Origin of the sequence: Infirmifilum lucidum (assembly GCF_014876775.1) — an archaeon.
GTDB lineage: Archaea > Thermoproteota > Thermoprotei > Thermofilales > Thermofilaceae > Thermofilum > Thermofilum lucidum.
This window is the reverse complement of record NZ_CP062310.1, coordinates 1,551,591-1,566,629: the sequence shown is the minus strand read 5'-3', so window position 1 is coordinate 1,566,629 and position 15,039 is coordinate 1,551,591. Positions and strand designations below refer to the sequence as shown.

Below are 15,039 nucleotides of genomic sequence, written 5' to 3'. Positions count from 1 at the left end.
AGCTTCTCTCCCTACGCCTTCATGGCTAGAGTAGCGCTCAGCGACACCGGCCTCGACTTCTCCAACCCGCCCGAGGAGCATAGGTAGTGGCCTCGAGGGGCTGAGCCGCACGGCGATAAGCCAGGTGGCGCCTACGGGTGCCTTCGCTCCAAGACCCCCGGGAAGACGGAGCCCAGGCCGCCAGGGCCCAAGAGAGCCCGAGGAGAGCGCCAGGCCGAGCCAGGGAGTAGCAAAAATAACCTAAGAAATAAAATAATATATTGGTGTTTTAGTGCCTGGCCCTGACCTCGACCTTCTCCTCGACCCAGCGCCACTTCCTATGCTCGGCGTCGAGCAGGCGCCATAGCCTGGGCACGTCGAGGCGAAGATCTAGCTTCATGAACATCAGCGTAGCCTCCACGCCGTACGACTGCGGTATCTCCGCAAACAGCGTATGGTACCTGCACTGCAACTGCCCCATGTACAGCGCCCTCCCGTCCCCTATCAGGGACATCCCGAGGTTCGGTAGCAGCGCCAGCGCCCTGGCAACCCTCTCGGCCTCCCTGCCCCTCACGTAGTACGCCACGAACGGCAGCTCCTCGCTACTGATGTACTTGAAGTACGTGCTGTACCTCCAGCCGGGCTGCACGTGGGCCCTGTAGTGGTAGCTCAGCACCTGCTTGGACACCGCGGGTAGCCCCTCCTCCCGGGAAGCCCTGCTGTATATCTCCGTCGGCCTCGCGAAAGGCCCCATCAGCAGCTTGCCCCACAGCAGCACAAGGTCTATCTGATCCGGGACAGCGAGAGGCCTGAGGTTCGTCCTCGGCGGTATGTACTCCGGGGCCCTGTCAACGAGGCCGTCAAACTCCCCGGGCGACACACCCCTCAACTCGGGCCTCGGCAGCCACGCCACGTAGTCCCTCGTGACAAACCACTCCAGCACGCCGGCCTCCTCCGAGAGGCTCTCGACGTACTTGCCCGCCAGCGCCTCGGGCAGGTATGCCATCACCAGCGTGTGCATGCCTTCCTGAGACACTAGCGACCTCACGCCCGTGGTGGTGAAGGGGAGCCTCCTTGGCACCCTGTCCACGAACGCCACGAGCCTAGTCAAGCCGTAGAAGGAGTCGTCCGGAACGAACCTGAACGCGCCTTCTGTGGACAGCTCTCTTACAATGCGCCTAGCCGCCGTGTGCGATACCTTCGAGTTTCTCGCGAGCTCGCGCAGAGTCCTGGAGTATGGAAGGGCGTAAAGTAGTCTCTCAACGTCAACCCTAAAGCCCATAACCGAATCCGAAGACAAAAAAAGAAAACGATAATTTAAGCCTTACCCCTGGTTGGGAGTGGGAAACGGGTCGTTCTTGGGGTCTGCGAGGCCCGTGGCCGCGGAGAGCACTAGTAGCACGAGCGGGACTAGTATGGCGGGGCTCTTCAGCTGCTCCAGTAGTACTCTCACCAACGCCTTCATGCTTATCGTGGCTCTAGCAGAGGCCCTCGCTGATAAGAGTTTTGCATTTTGATCATAAAATCCTAGTTTTTAATTCCATTTTAAAGCTAGTTTGCAATGGCCATTTTACTTTTTACAAGAGAACACGTATTTGAGTAATTGTTTGTAAAATTAATAGCTTTAAATCATTCATCGCTCCAGCACTCATCCAGTTAGAGATTCTGGACAAGCAAGCCTCCACTATGTTTCCATTTTAAAAACGGGTAAATATGCCTTGCTGCCCGTTACTCGCTAGCGCCAGCCCCCAGGATCCCGGCAACACCCCCGTCTGGAATGGCCCACCTGAGCCCCCGCGCTCCACGGCGACGGGCCCCTACAACCGCAGGATTGCTCGTAAAAGTTCTAGGCTAAAGCCCAGCACACCCTAGAACACCTGTATACTTATCGGAAAGCTGAGGAAAAAGAAAACGGGAAAATACTCCTATTTTCTCTTCCTCCTCTTCCTGCCCCCTGTAGAGCCGCTAAACGAGCTCTCGAAGCTCCTATAGTAATCGCTCAACGACCTCTCGACACTCCTATAGTAGTTGTTCAACGACCTCTCAATGCTCCTGTAGTAGTCGTCCACTCTCTTGAAGTAGTCGTCTGCTGACCGGGCGCGCCTGGCAGTCGGGGGGTTGGGCGCAAGCTCCACTGCCTTCAAGAGCCTGCTGGACACAGCCCTGGGGGACTGACCGGAGAGTACTGCGCCTACAGCACCCAGCGTTACTGCCCACAGCAACGCTGCGCCTAGAGGTATGTTCTCGTACACCCCGGTGTCGACCATTGCCTTGTGCATGAACGCTACAGTGAACGCCGAGAGCCCGGCCCTCGCGAGGATGTTGTTCACCCTCGGGTCGGATGACGCGAACAGCCCGAGGGCGACCTCCTTGTGGGAGAGCGGGTAGAGCGGCTTGAACTTGCTGTAGGTGAACACGTCGCCGAGCATGTGCGTGAGCGTCGCCGCGAAGCCCCCGGCGAAGCTGACCAGCGCGTAGTCCAGGCGGTTCGGGTAAGCCGGGTACGTTATCGCCAAGCCGAAGAGCCCCGAGAGCACGGCGCCGACCAGGCTGTGCGTGACCCCCCTGTGCTTTACCAGCAGCCTTATGTCGATGTCCGGCAGCGTGGCAAAGCCGACGTACACCATCATTAAGATGAAGACGTACATGTCGGAGAGCCTGCCGGGGTAGAGGGCCAGGAAAAGGGAGTACAGCGCAAGAGCCAGCCCGACGTGGCCCCTCGCCATCATCACAAGACAAGGAGGAAAACCACGATAAAAAAAGTGACTACCACAGCCACGAGCGCGGCATGGGCCAGCACAGGAGAGCTTTCAGGCCGTGGCCAGCAGCTGCCAGCCCGCCCAAGCCCCCCGGCCCTCCACAAACTGTCCTGGTTTACTTTACATAAATGCGTTGAAATAGGTTGGGACAAATGAAAATAAAACACGTCGTTACTTTATTTTCAGAGATCGTTTGGGACAATACTGGGACAAAAACCAGCCGCCTGCCCCTCCGAGCCCTCCCGGCGGCCCCCTCCACGACGCCCTCTCTCACGCCTTTCCGCACTCCGACTCCCAGTTCTCCCTCGCTTTGGGCAGGACTGGCCCAGCCCCCCGCCCTCGGCCAGCCGTACCCGGTCAGGGCCGCGATAGCCCGGTCGCGGAGAAGCTCAGCCGCAACGACGCGATGGCGCGCTCGACCCTCTCGGCCTCGCCGCCCAGAAGAGTCCCCTCACCGCCCCTAAGCCTAGCCGCGTAGTGGTCGGCGAGAGTGAGGGGCTCCAGGATGGCGTAGACGACCCTCACCAGGGGCCAGTCATCGTACTTGATACTGAGCAAGTCCTCACTCACCCTTTTGACCTCCTGCACGCTCAGCTCCCGCGGCAGCACGGCCCGGATGCCGGCGTGCTCCTCGAGGATCCGCTCCAGCTCCGCCGCGCACTCCTCCCTCATCCTGATATTGCTCCCGCGGTAGCCGACGTCGCGCTGCATTGTGTGGTGGTGTAGCAGCACGGCAATAGCCGCGGCGCGCTCCAGGCCCTCCAGCCCGCAGCAGCGCACGACGATAGCGGCCGAGAAAAACTCGTGCCCCCTGAAGTCCTTGCGCCTCCTCTGGAAGTACTCCAGCAGCTTGCCGGCGTCGTGGAGCACGTAAGACGCCACGAGGGCCCTCCGGGCGAGCGCCTCGTCGGCCCCGAGCCCCGCCGCCCTGGCTAGCCGCGAGAGGTACGCGCCGTAGTTGCGCGAGAGGTAGTTCCTCTCGATGTAGCCGAGCCCCCCGAGCACGTGCTCCCTCATCGACTGAACCGGCTGGCCGTCCTTGAAGTATGCCGCGCACTCCACGCCCGCCCCCCTCACCCGCTAACTCCCCCTTCCCTTTCTGTTGTCTCTTGACCCCTTCTCGTCATCTATCGCCCGGCACTCTGCCAGCCCCCTAACGGGGTCGTAGGAGCCGGCGAACTCCAGTCTAACATCCTTGCCGAGCGCCACCTGCTTGGCCAGCTCGTAGAAGTCTATCCCTTCCTTTCTACCGTCCCCCGGCTCCTCCCCTTCGAGCCCGTCACCGCCTACTCGGAGGAGCCCCCGCTCGTAGAGGTCGTAGGCCTCGCGGGGGGTGAGGAGGACGGTCTCCCCGCCCACCTCTACGGGTAGGTTGAACTCTCTTAGGAAAGGCTCCCTCTTGACAATCTCGACTACTTCCTCGAAGACGTCGAAGCTCCTGCTCAGGGGGTCGAAGAGCTCGAGCTTGACCCCGCTGAGCCTCGAGCTGCCCGGAAGAACCTCGGTTGACCTGCTCCCGTGGACTCGGGCCAGCAAGTCAGAGTACGTGCCCGGAACTCGCGGGTTGAAAACGTCGCGATTCTCCTCGAGCCACTCGAGGGTTCTCAAGACCTTCACTCTGTCGTAGGGCTCTGCCGGGCCGTCCTCGACGACTATGATCCTGCCGCTCCTCTCCGCCGGCCTCCTCGCAACCCTCCCCGCCCTCTGGATGAGGCTGTACGCCGGCGCCGGATCCGTAACCAGGGTGTCGAAGCTCACGTCCACGCCAGCCTCCACGACCTGCGTGGCGACGAGCACGAAGCTCTCCCCGCGCCTCTCCATCTCCTCAACTAGGCCGAGAACCCTCTTCTTGTGCGACGGGGTCATCTTGCCGTGGAGGAGTAGCGCTTTCAAGCCCCTCCTGCTGAGCCTCTCGAAGATGCAGGTGGCCCTGTAGGGGTTGTTGGCCACGACCAGCACCCTCCCCCTCTCCACTATCTCTTGACTCCTGGCCGCACCCAGCGCCTCCTCCTCGCTCATAAACTCCACCCTTACGTCCTTGCGGGCCTGCTCCACCACGTAGGGGTCGCTGGCATCGGGCTCGAGCCTGAAGTAGTCGACGCCCCTGGACTCGGCGAGGGCTCTCAACAGCTCCTCGTAGCCCCTCGACAGGGTAGCGGTCATGACGACGACGGGAACCTTCACGCTTAGGAGGAAATCGAGAACGAGGTAGAACACGTCCCTCATGTACTCCTCCTCCAGCGCGTAGTGCGCCTCGTCGAGCACGACCAGGGAGTTCAGGATACTGGCCTGCGTCAGGAAGTCGTAGCCGAACTCCTCCCCCGCCCTGATCCTCCTGAGCTTCTTCGTATTCAGCTTCAGGAGGTCGAAAGTGAAGGTGTCGACTGTCGTGACGTTCAGGGGGTAGGTGTGGAAGACTTCCACGCTGACCCCCATCATCTTCACGCCGACAGCGTGCGGCCCGAGCAGGGCCCCAGCCCTCCCGGCCACGTCCTCCACTATGGACCTGAGCGGCAGCACGTGTATCACCTTGGGGAAGAGGCTTGCGTCCAGGGCCGACGCGGCCGCAGAGGCCAGGCTCAGGCTAGTCTTCCCGTAGCCCGTGGGCGCGTTGACCACAGCGAGGAAGGCCCTACCCTCCCTCTTCCTACCGTCTCCCGACTCCTCTAGGCGCCGGGCCGCCTCCTCGAAGAAGCGCTCGAGCAGCGGCCTCCTCGCGTCGCCCTCCCGCCTGGCAGCCCTCTCGACGAGCCTGTAGGACTCGAGCAGGAAGTTCCCGGGCGCCATTCCACCACCCCTCCATCGTCTCTCTTTCTACCGCCTCTTGGCTTCTATCTGAGCACGGCCTCCACCATAGCCTTGACGTTGCGCTCTCCCCTGAACCTCTGCAAATCGTCTCTATACTCCCTCGGCACTTCCCTGGCGTGCAGGGCGACGTCGAGCTCCCTCAGGAACCTGAGGAGCGACTCCTCCAGGAGCCTGGCGTTACCGGACATCACCGCCCTGTAGAAGTCCTTTACGAATAGGTAGGCCAGCGGCTCGCCCGCCTCCCTCGAAGCCCTCTGCTTGAAGCGCTCCGACAGCTCCCGCGCCGCGAGACCCACGACAGCCTTGAGGGGCTTGAGGGCCTCCTCCTTGCTCAGCCCGGTAACCTCCTTCCTCAGAACCTCGTAGTACTTCTCGAAGTAGGTTACCAGGGGCTCGATGTTCACGAAGACGCTCCTAGTCAGAGTGTAGGTGTTCGCTATGTACTCGATCTCGTAGAGGCAGAACGGGAAGACCTCGCGCGGCAGCGCGCGCTCGGACTTGGCCACGGCAATCGACAGCTGGAGCGCGAATATCTCCTCCGACACGGTCGTAGGCCTCTCCCTCCTGCTGGCGGCCGTGAGAGTACTTAAGCTGTCGACTATGTCCTTAAGCTTGTCCAGGGGCACCGCGGAAACTCCCTCGAGCGTCGGGGGCAGGCCGGGCTTCGTGAACACGTGGTAGGCGCCGTCGTAGTAGCCGCCGAAGCCGAGCATGAAGCCCAGCGCCAGCACGGCGAACCAGACGGGGTCGACCTCTATGTCGGCGTCGGGGCCGCTCGTCGGCTTGAGGAACAGCGTCTGCTTCTCGTAAAACTCCGGTTGCTTGATGATCGCCGGAGGAATTGCCATGAGGCCCTTGAAGGGTACGCCGTAGCTCAGCCCGCTGACGGCCTGCATGCTCTTCGCGAAGGAGACCTGGCCCTGCCTAAGCAACCCGGCAGTCCCCTTCATCACGTAGAGCATGAGCTCGGTGTGCTGGGCAGGCTGCTCCCCGCCGCCGTACCAGCGCAGGAGGACTCCCCTGTCGCCCGCGAAGTAGTGCGACTTGAAGTGCCCGGCCACCTCGCTACTCGCCAGGTACTCCTTATCCCTTTCAAGCTCTTTTACCACGTACTCGAAGATGTCGGCCACCCGCTGATCCACGCTGGGGTCGTCCAGGGGGACGCCGTAGAGGCTGTAGACGTAGAGGTACGCCAGGCCCTGCGAGACCAGCTCGGAGAACAGACCGGTAGTCAGGGAGACAGTCACAGGATCGCCACCCCCTCCTCGAACTCGAACACCCTCAGGCCCTTGCCCTCGACCCTCACTCTCCCCCTTGGGTACGCGACCCTCTTCCTAGCCGCCCGGCTAATGTCGCTGAGAGGCCCGGAGCGCCAGTCGGGGGACGCTATGAGCTCGTAGGAGCCCTTGATGGCCATGCCGTCCCTCACCTCGAAGGAGAAAGTAGTCTCTACAGAGTCCGACTCGTACACCCTGCCCGTGCCGGACGAGACGCCTTCGACGCTGACCACGGACTCGCGGGAGCCCAGCCTCGAGATGCCCCAGGCCGCTCTCTCGACAAGCCTCGCCTCCCCCTCGCCCACGCCGCCGGCGAGGACGTAGAGGATCCGGATCCTGTAGTCCTGCTCGCCGTAGAGGAAGGTGTTCGAGAGAGCGCTCACGGCCTGCAGCGCCTTGCCCCTGTAGTACTCGTTGATCTTGTAGAGCGAGCCGTAAGTGTAGCCCTCGCCCACGACCTCCGCGGCAATGTGCTCGAAGAGGCGCCTGAACTCCGCGCTCCTGGGCTCGACGGAGCCGTCAGCGGCGACAACCTCTCTGCCGTCCTCGCGGGCGAGCGGGTAGGAGATGGCCCCCAAGAGCGAGGTGAGGGAGGGGTACCTCAGGCTGGCCCTGGCCTTGCTCTGGGGCTGGACTCTGAGGGACACTACCCCGTGCGGCCTCACCTCGGCTAGGACGTAGCGTAGAGAAAGAGAGCCGGCCAATTTAAACCCCCTATATCGTACCCTCTTTCTTCAGCGTCTCGATGACGGCCGAGAGGACGTCCTCGGGGGTCTTGAGGCCGTCCTTGCCCATCTCGAAGTAGTAGCCCTTCTCGCCGAAAGTCGCCTTGACCCTCTCGAGCCTCTCCCTCGTCGACTCCGCGAAGCCGTCGTATATAGGCGAGGTCACAGTGAAGGGCCTCTCCGTCAGGGTCGCGACCATGGCGACGGCGCCGCCGCCCGGCAGGAACCGCGAGAGCTTGGCCCCGAAGCCTTGCGAGGAGAGCACCCTGTAGAGTGCCCTGGCCGCGGCGAGCCGCCTCTTCTTGACGTCGTCGACGAGGGCGCGCCCGCTGTAGCTGCTCACGCCTACCCCGGCGAAGTCCAGGTTGAACGTGAAGCCGTAGACCGCGGTGCCCGTCTCGACGTAATAGATCATCTGCTCGGCGGCCCCCTCCCTCCTCTCGCCCGCCGTCCTCGCGTGGCGCGCGTGTAGCTGGGGCTCGAGCGTGGCGTAGGTGGCCACGGACTTTATGGGCAGGGCGTAGCTGACCATGAAGCGCGAAGTCCTCTTCACCGGCGGGTTCCCGGCGTAGAGGAAGCCCCCGACGTCCTCGACCACGCACTTCCTGACGATGCCCGACTCTATCTCCCCCACGACGCTAACCAGCTCCTCCTTCTTACTCCTGCCGCTCAGCTTGGGAACCTTCCCGTCGAACTTCTCGGCAGCGTGCTCCTCGTCCATGGACTTGAGGAACTCGCCGATAGAGCAGTAGGAGCAGACCGGCAGGCCGAGCGCCTTGGCCTCCTCCGCGAGGGCCACTTGGTACCCGTGCGCGATGCTCTCGCCGCTCACCGCTGGGACGTAGACGACCTTCAGCCTGCCCCCCTCGGTGATCACGTAGGGAACCCTCCTGTGCCTGGCGTAGTTCCCGCTGACCTCGACCATGTTGAGGGCTTCGACGTTCGCCTCGAACCTGACGCCCACGCTCAGGAACGTGACCACGCCCATCACCTCTCCTCCCTAGCGGGGACGCTCATGGCCATTATCGCCACGCGCCTGGCCACCCCGACGTCCTGCCAGACCGCCCTGAGGAAGGCCGCGACCTCGCCCTCGCTAGGCTTCGCGGGCAGGCGAATCCTCCTCCCCTCCTCGTACTCGTAGTACTTGAGGCCCTTCTCGTCGGCCGGCGACGCGTCGTAGATCGAGGAGAAAGTCCTCAGAGCATCTCGGAGCGCGACCTCCACAGTCTCCGGGTTGAGGGCGTTTCCAATCCTGTCCAGGAAGCTGTAGTTGCGCGTAGCGGCGAAGAACCGCAGCACCCTGACTATGCTCTCGAACTCCTCCAACCCACTTACCTCCGTGCCCATGGTTTTTGCCACCATAATTATAATATCCAAAGCCCCTATAAAAAACTTTTGTTTCGTTGAGAGTCTAAACACAGTGCAACAATAGTATAATTGTTTTTAAAAAATGAAACAGAAAGAGAGGCTGTTTCAAGGGGTCGAGGGGGCTGCGGCTCAGGAGGAGTGCACGCGCAAGTAGAGGAGCCCGGCCTCCGTGACCCTCAGCTCGTCGTCCACCAGGCCGAAAGCCCTCATCTCCCTGACCTCCCGGCTCACAGTGGCCGGGGAGAGGCCCGTCTTAGCCGCCACGCCCCGCACGCCCTCCCCGGCCTCCAGGAGCCTCAGGATTGAGGCCCACCTCTCCCTCCTCGGGGCCTTGAAGACGTGGAGGGGCACGCTCACGTAGCCCCTCCCGCTCTCCAGGTCGATGTCCACGTAGACCCTGACGCCCTCGAGCATCAGCAGCCCAAGCAGGACTTCCACGACGAGGGCCCTCATCCCCCCTCCGAGGCTCCCGTAGACCTCCGAGGCGCCGTACGAGAGAACAGTGGAGCGGACAGCGGAGACAGCGCTGACGAGATCCCCGACCTCCAGCTCGACCTCCCGCAGCCCGCCCCCCACGAGGCCCTCCACGATCTTCCTCAGGGCGTCCAGGGCCCTCTCAGCCCTCTCGTCCCTCACCTCCTCCCGGGGCACGAACACGACCACGCCGTCATCCCACCCCACGCCACGCCTCATCAGCGCGCGCACCGCGAACTTCTCGTCGAAGCCGAGCGTTATCACGAACAGCCTGCCCAAGCCCACCACCCCCGAAGACAACGGCGAGAAGGCAAAAATACCTATCCACCGCCGGCCACACAGGCCAGGACGGCAAGAAACAGCCTCCCATCCTATTTATTTTATTTTACTTTGCCCCCGGATTGCCTATTTCTATCATCTCTTGACTTCTTCCAATGGCCCAAAGGAGATATTGCCCAAACAACTCCTCCTCTTTCTATTGTCTCTTGACTTCTTCACAATTGTCTCCGGCGTCTTAGTACGCGTAACGCCTCTCCGCGCCCTCATGGCTTTCTATTGTCTCTTGACTTCTTCAGCGGCATCTCCCCGAGTCTTTTCATGCGCTCAACGTGCTCCTTTCTATTGTCTTCTTGACTTCTTCATTTTCTTAAGGTGGTGACAGTTCAGGGCGTTTATTACGTCAACCTTTCTATTGTCTCTTGACTTCTTCTCAAGAATGCAGTTGATGATGTGAATGTATACTTTAACACTTTCTATTGTCTCTTGACTTCTTCTCACTGAACTGAAGCCGGCGCCGGCGACCGAGCTGGCGTCTTTCTATTGTCTCTTGACTTCTTCGGTACGTCTACGACCGTCTCCACGGGGTGTGGAGGTTCGAACTTTCTATTGTCTCTTGACTTCTTCCAAAATGTCTAATGCAAGCCACGAATCATTTACGAATACACCCTTTCTATTGTCTCTTGACTTCTTCTTCTCCCAGGTGTTCCAGCGGCGCAGTACGAGGCCTGCCTTTCTATTGTCTCTTGACTTCTTCCTTCTCAGACGAAAGTGGGAACCAAGACCACCTTACTCCTGGGCTTTCTATTGTCTCTTGACTTCTTCTCTCTAGCATGAAACAGAGAAAAAACCATCATAAATTATGGGAAACTTTCTATTGTCTCTTGACTTCTTCCGTCGAGTGTATAGTTCGCGGCGGGCAAGCCGGAGTCTATCTTTCTATTGTCTCTTGACTTCTTCCCTCAACGTCTCCCAGGTGACCCTGGCCGAGGCCGACACACCCCTTTCTATTGTCTCTTGACTTCTTCCGCTTGTCTCCTTGGCGCAGGCCGGGAAGGCGTTCCAGGCTTTCTATTGTCTCTTGACTTCTTCCCAAGGTTCCAGAGCGCATCAATGAGACATTGATTCGCTGGCTTGTCCTTTCTATTGTCTCTTGACTTCTTCGTCAGCCGCTGCGGCGGGCGCGGCCATGGCCCTGCTCTCGACTTTCTATTGTCTCTTGACTTCTTCTTGTTCTCTCCTCCACGAGGAGAGGAGGTGAGCAGTCTCCATGCTTTCTATTGTCTCTTGACTTCTTCCGTGCCGAACGGGACGTACGTCCTCGTGGCTTACGGGGGTAACTTTCTATTGTCTCTTGACTTCTTCGAACCAGCGCGGGGTGCATGCCGGTGGCCTGCAGCATGGCTTTCTATTGTCTCTTGACTTCTTCCGTCCGGGCGCTGGAAGACTAGCTCGACATAGGCCTTCCCTTTCTATTGTCTCTTGACTTCTTCTCGCGAGAATGTTAATTGATAGCCGCGGGAAAATTTTTGCACTTTCTATTGTCTCTTGACTTCTTCAAAAGGAACAACTGCGCTTTTTCATCGTTAATTATAAGACTTTCTATTGTCTCTTGACTTCTTCCTCGTGTCCCAGACACTGTCTTGTCCTTCTCCGAGGAACTTTCTATTGTCTCTTGACTTCTTCTTCCTCCTTGAAGAGGCCGTCGAGACCACAAAAATTGGTACTTTCTATTGTCTCTTGACTTCTTCCGGGAAGACAGAGGCAGTGTACATGCACGCCTTCTTTCCTTTCTATTGTCTCTTGACTTCTTCGCCGCGGCGCCGTAGGAGGCGTAGGTCGGCTGTCGTGGAGTCTTTCTATTGTCTCTTGACTTCTTCTTTTTAAAGTTATTAAAACAGTTGTTTGCCCCAGAGCCGGCTTTCTATTGTCTCTTGACTTCTTCCCCTGGCAGCCTTCGACGTACACTACGATCCCAACATGCTTTCTATTGTCTCTTGACTTCTTCTGGCGGGCCAGTTATTGGGCCATATCGCCTTTCATTGCGAAACTTTCTATTGTCTCTTGACTTCTTCCTGCTGAGGGCCTCGAGGGAGGGGAGGCCCGGCCTCTGAAGCCTTTCTATTGTCTCTTGACTTCTTCTGCCGTAGCACAGCAAGTAATTCAGACAATCAGTATCACGCTTTCTATTGTCTCTTGACTTCTTCGGAGTTCATTAAATTAAAGGAGGCAGGGAAAGTCCCGGGACTCGTGCTTTCTATTGTCTCTTGACTTCTTCAAAAAGAGTTATTTAAATGTTTTAGGCGCACGTGGGCCTTTCTATTGTCTCTTGACTTCTTCCTCTGATTTGGTCGACTTAATAATGTCACTGCCACTCCTTTCTATTGTCTCTTGACTTCTTCAAAATTCACTTTCGATTTCAACCAAGATGAATTCGAACTTTCTATTGTCTCTTGACTTCTTCAGGTTATTCGGGGAAGTGTTTATCAGGCCGGGTACACAGGCCTTTCTATTGTCTCTCGACTTCTTCAGTTTTTTATGTGGATTTGTGGTTGTTGTCGGTGATCTTTCTATTGTCTCTCGACTTCTTCTAGCAGAGGAGATACCGATGGATTCTATAGGAACTTTGTTACTTTCTATTGTCTCTTGACTTCTTCAGTAAGGATCCGGTGGTAGCGGCTCGGCGGCGAGGCTAGCCACTTTCTATTGTCTCTTGACTTCTTCAACATCATCGAAATAATCAACGAACTGGCCGCGTACCTGGACTTTCTATTGTCTCTTGACTTCTTCACGGCTTTCGTCTTCGCCAGCGACGACGGACTGTTCCCACTTTCTATTGTCTCTTGACTTCTTCCGCTCTCTGTCAGCAGTTGTTTACCTCTCCTCCACGAGGACTTTCTATTGTCTCTTGACTTCTTCGAGGGATATAATAACAGTGGTGAGGCCGGAGATGGCCCAGGCTTTCTATTGTCTCTTGACTTCTTCATACCTGCCCCCCGTGACAGTCTCGGGGCCCTCGCGGAGGCCTTTCTATTGTCTCTTGACTTCTTCCCACGCGTGGCGTCGGGCTGTACGGGATCTCTATGCCGCCCGCCTTTCTATTGTCTCTTGACTTCTTCCCTCGCCGCGTTCTCCAGAGTGTCTGTGGAGCCGGGGGAGGCTTTCTATTGTCTCTTGACTTCTTCTTTTTTTTTTCTTTTTCTTTTTCCCTCTCTTTCCCGGGGAAACTTTCTATTGTCTCTTGACTTCTTCTGCCGTCAAGGCCGCTCTCGGGAAAGCGGGGAATGTTACACTTTCTATTGTCTCTTGACTTCTTCCACTCCCAGAACCGTTGCTGAACCGCTTTGTGGTTATTGATGTCCTTTCTATTGTCTCTTGACTTCTTCTTAATTCATTCCCAGCGGCCCCCCCTGCTCCTATAAAATAACTATCTTTCTATTGTCTCTTGACTTCTTCGGGCCCGAGGGTAGCGTCGTCTAGGCCCGTGCAGTACTTTCTATTGTCTCTTGACTTCTTCTGGTTCCCAGAGAACTCTGCAGTACCACGTCTTGTCAACAACCTTTCTATTGTCTCTTGACTTCTTCGAAATCTTGGACATACTCAGGGAGCAGGGTTTGGGGTATAGCTTTCTATTGTCTCTTGACTTCTTCCTCGAGCCAAAGCCGCCGTAGAGCTGGTCAAGCGCGTCCTTTCTATTGTCTCTTGACTTCTTCCTCCTCCAAGACCTCCTCTCCACCATAGACCTCCTGGCAGCAGCTTTCTATTGTCTCTTGACTTCTTTGCCAGAGACGCCGAACCTCCGCCTGTAGTAACTCTCGCTTTCTATTGTCTCTTGACTTCTTCAGAAGGGGAAGAAGGCTATAACCATAGAGGTGGGGGAGCAACCTTTCTATTGTCTCTTGACTTCTTCTCTATCACCCGGAGGAGGCCTGGGACGTCGTACGCACCGCACTTTCTATTGTCTCTTGACTTCTTCTAATTCGCCATCACGTATGGATACATGCTGTTGACATCCAACTTTCTATTGTCTCTTGACTTCTTCATCCTCAACGCATGTAAACATATACAAAATCATTTGACACGACTTTCTATTGTCTCTTGACTTCTTCTACAGAGGGCTGCGTGGACTTACTCCGTCGGCATAGAGCTTTCTATTGTCTCTTGACTTCTTCTTCTTCAAGCCACTGGAGGTACGGCGATCACTCGTCTTCACCCACTCCTTTCTATTGTCTCTTGACTTCTTCAGGGTAAAGAGGGGGGTTGACAGTACAGAGGTGTACTTCTTTCTATTGTCTCTTGACTTCTTCAGGGATATTATTATGTTGGTGAAAGCAAAATGACAGAACCTTTCTATTGTCTCTTGACTTCTTCAGCATTCGGGCTAGTGTAACCATCTCGCAAGGTGACTAGCTTTCTATTGTCTCTTGACTTCTTCATACTACGAGCACCCCGGCTGGCTCTGCCCTTCGCTTACACTTTCTATTGTCTCTTGACTTCTTCAAAATACGTGGGCCCTAGCCCTGTTTTCAAAACGCCCCGGGTAAAACTTTCTATTGTCTCTTGACTTCTTCATAAAGTTCCAGCACGGCCCGAGCGTTTTCACGGCTTCCCTCTTTCTATTGTCTCTTGACTTCTTCTCTACCTATACAGCTTTACTAGCTGAGACCAATTTCTGCTTTCTATTGTCTCTTGACTTCTTCGGCCAGCTACATTTTCTTTAACCGACTCTACCAGTGGCTTACTTTCTATTGTCTCTTGACTTCTTCGAGAACATCCATTCTGCGAGGCCTCTCAGTTTCTCCCACACTTTCTATTGTCTCTTGACTTCTTCGCGTTAACTACCTGGATAATAGTGTTACGCACTCCCTCAATCTTTCTATTGTCTCTTGACTTCTTCTTCGTGCTTAAATCTAGGATCAAGCGGGCGTCTGTCTTGTCACTTTCTATTGTCTCTTGACTTCTTCCAGGTTTTCTTACAAGACGTCAGGATAATCAAGGGAGCTATGCTTTCTATTGTCTCTTGACTTCTTCTCTACGAAGAACTTCTTTATCCTAAACCCGTACCTCTCCTTTCTATTGTCTCTTGACTTCTTCCCTCTTCGAGCGGGCGATGTACAATGCAGAGAAGATCTTTCTATTGTCTCTTGACTTCTTCGGGAGACCGCCAGGGGGGCCGCTACCGCGAGCGCGAGAACCCACTTTCTATTGTCTCTTGACTTCTTCTAGAAGCAATCGACTCTGGCGCATGGGAGCGAGCACTCGCGCTTTCTATTGTCTCTTGACTTCTTCGGTAGTGAGGTCTTTGAGGCGTTGCGGAGAGTGGGGAATGCTTTCTATTGTCTCTTGACTTCTTCAAGTGTACAGGGAAGTGTA

General features: G+C 57.0%; 10 protein-coding genes and 1 CRISPR repeat array (1 of these 11 cut by a window edge). All 10 genes read right to left on the bottom strand.

From position 1 onward, the window contains the following. Positions 1 to 268 precede the first annotated feature (268 nt). The 10 genes from IG193_RS08795 to csa3 all read right to left on the bottom strand — a co-directional run bounded on the left by IG193_RS08795 (position 269) and on the right by csa3 (position 9,654). Positions 269 to 1,261 carry a hypothetical protein gene (locus IG193_RS08795; RefSeq protein WP_192818800.1) on the bottom strand — a complete coding sequence of 331 codons (993 nt, stop codon included), beginning with the start codon at positions 1,259 to 1,261 and terminating at the stop codon, positions 269 to 271. A gap of 42 nt (positions 1,262 to 1,303) precedes the next feature. After that, on the bottom strand, positions 1,304 to 1,444 hold the full coding sequence (locus tag IG193_RS08790) for a hypothetical protein (RefSeq protein ID WP_192818799.1): 141 nt from the start codon (positions 1,442 to 1,444) through the stop codon (positions 1,304 to 1,306). A gap of 460 nt (positions 1,445 to 1,904) precedes the next feature. Continuing rightward, a complete protein-coding gene (locus IG193_RS08785) occupies positions 1,905 to 2,708 on the bottom strand; it encodes a metal-dependent hydrolase (protein ID WP_225876137.1) in 804 nt (267 codons plus the stop codon). A 387-nt stretch (positions 2,709 to 3,095) separates the two neighbouring features. Then, a complete protein-coding gene (locus IG193_RS08780) occupies positions 3,096 to 3,800 on the bottom strand; it encodes a CRISPR-associated endonuclease Cas3'' (protein ID WP_192818797.1) in 705 nt (234 codons plus the stop codon). A gap of 18 nt (positions 3,801 to 3,818) precedes the next feature. Next, positions 3,819 to 5,525 (bottom strand): CRISPR-associated helicase Cas3', encoded by a 1,707-nt coding sequence (cas3, locus tag IG193_RS08775; RefSeq protein WP_192818796.1) that lies wholly within the window; start codon positions 5,523 to 5,525, stop codon positions 3,819 to 3,821. A gap of 44 nt (positions 5,526 to 5,569) precedes the next feature. Further along, the gene (gene cas8a2, locus IG193_RS08770) at positions 5,570 to 6,793 is read right to left on the bottom strand and encodes a type I-A CRISPR-associated protein Cas8a2/Csx9 (RefSeq protein WP_192818795.1); all 1,224 of its coding nucleotides are present in this window, start codon (positions 6,791 to 6,793) and stop codon (positions 5,570 to 5,572) included. Beyond that, positions 6,790 to 7,527: a type I-A CRISPR-associated protein Cas5a gene (cas5a, locus tag IG193_RS08765; RefSeq protein ID WP_192818794.1), complete on the bottom strand. Its 738-nt coding sequence runs from the start codon at positions 7,525 to 7,527 to the stop codon at positions 6,790 to 6,792. Before cas5a ends, cas8a2 begins: the two co-directional genes overlap by 4 nt. A gap of 10 nt (positions 7,528 to 7,537) precedes the next feature. Next, positions 7,538 to 8,536, bottom strand: a complete 999-nt coding sequence (gene cas7a, locus IG193_RS08760; protein ID WP_192818793.1) for a type I-A CRISPR-associated protein Cas7/Csa2 — start codon at positions 8,534 to 8,536, stop codon at positions 7,538 to 7,540. Next, positions 8,536 to 8,910 carry a type I-A CRISPR-associated protein Csa5 gene (csa5, locus tag IG193_RS08755; protein ID WP_218042142.1) on the bottom strand — a complete coding sequence of 125 codons (375 nt, stop codon included), beginning with the start codon at positions 8,908 to 8,910 and terminating at the stop codon, positions 8,536 to 8,538. Before csa5 ends, cas7a begins: the two co-directional genes overlap by 1 nt. A gap of 135 nt (positions 8,911 to 9,045) precedes the next feature. Next, positions 9,046 to 9,654 carry a CRISPR-associated CARF protein Csa3 gene (csa3, locus tag IG193_RS08750; protein WP_225876136.1) on the bottom strand — a complete coding sequence of 203 codons (609 nt, stop codon included), beginning with the start codon at positions 9,652 to 9,654 and terminating at the stop codon, positions 9,046 to 9,048. Positions 9,655 to 10,073: 419 nt separating this feature from the next. Further along, a CRISPR array of direct repeats spans positions 10,074 to 15,039; the repeat unit is 25 nt; unit sequence CTTTCTATTGTCTCTTGACTTCTTC; it runs 1,987 nt beyond the window's last position.

What these genes read in the sequence shown, in the direction of transcription:
- IG193_RS08795 (WP_192818800.1), bottom strand. Translation starts at nt 1,261, where the DNA reads ATGGGCTTTAGGGTTGACGTTGAGAGACTACTTTACGCCCTTCCATAC.
- IG193_RS08790 (WP_192818799.1), bottom strand. Translation starts at nt 1,444, where the DNA reads ATGAAGGCGTTGGTGAGAGTACTACTGGAGCAGCTGAAGAGCCCCGCC.
- IG193_RS08785 (WP_225876137.1), bottom strand. Translation starts at nt 2,708, where the DNA reads ATGATGGCGAGGGGCCACGTCGGGCTGGCTCTTGCGCTGTACTCCCTT.
- cas3 (WP_192818796.1), bottom strand. Translation starts at nt 5,525, where the DNA reads ATGGCGCCCGGGAACTTCCTGCTCGAGTCCTACAGGCTCGTCGAGAGG.
- cas7a (WP_192818793.1), bottom strand. Translation starts at nt 8,536, where the DNA reads ATGGGCGTGGTCACGTTCCTGAGCGTGGGCGTCAGGTTCGAGGCGAAC.
- csa5 (WP_218042142.1), bottom strand. Translation starts at nt 8,910, where the DNA reads ATGGTGGCAAAAACCATGGGCACGGAGGTAAGTGGGTTGGAGGAGTTC.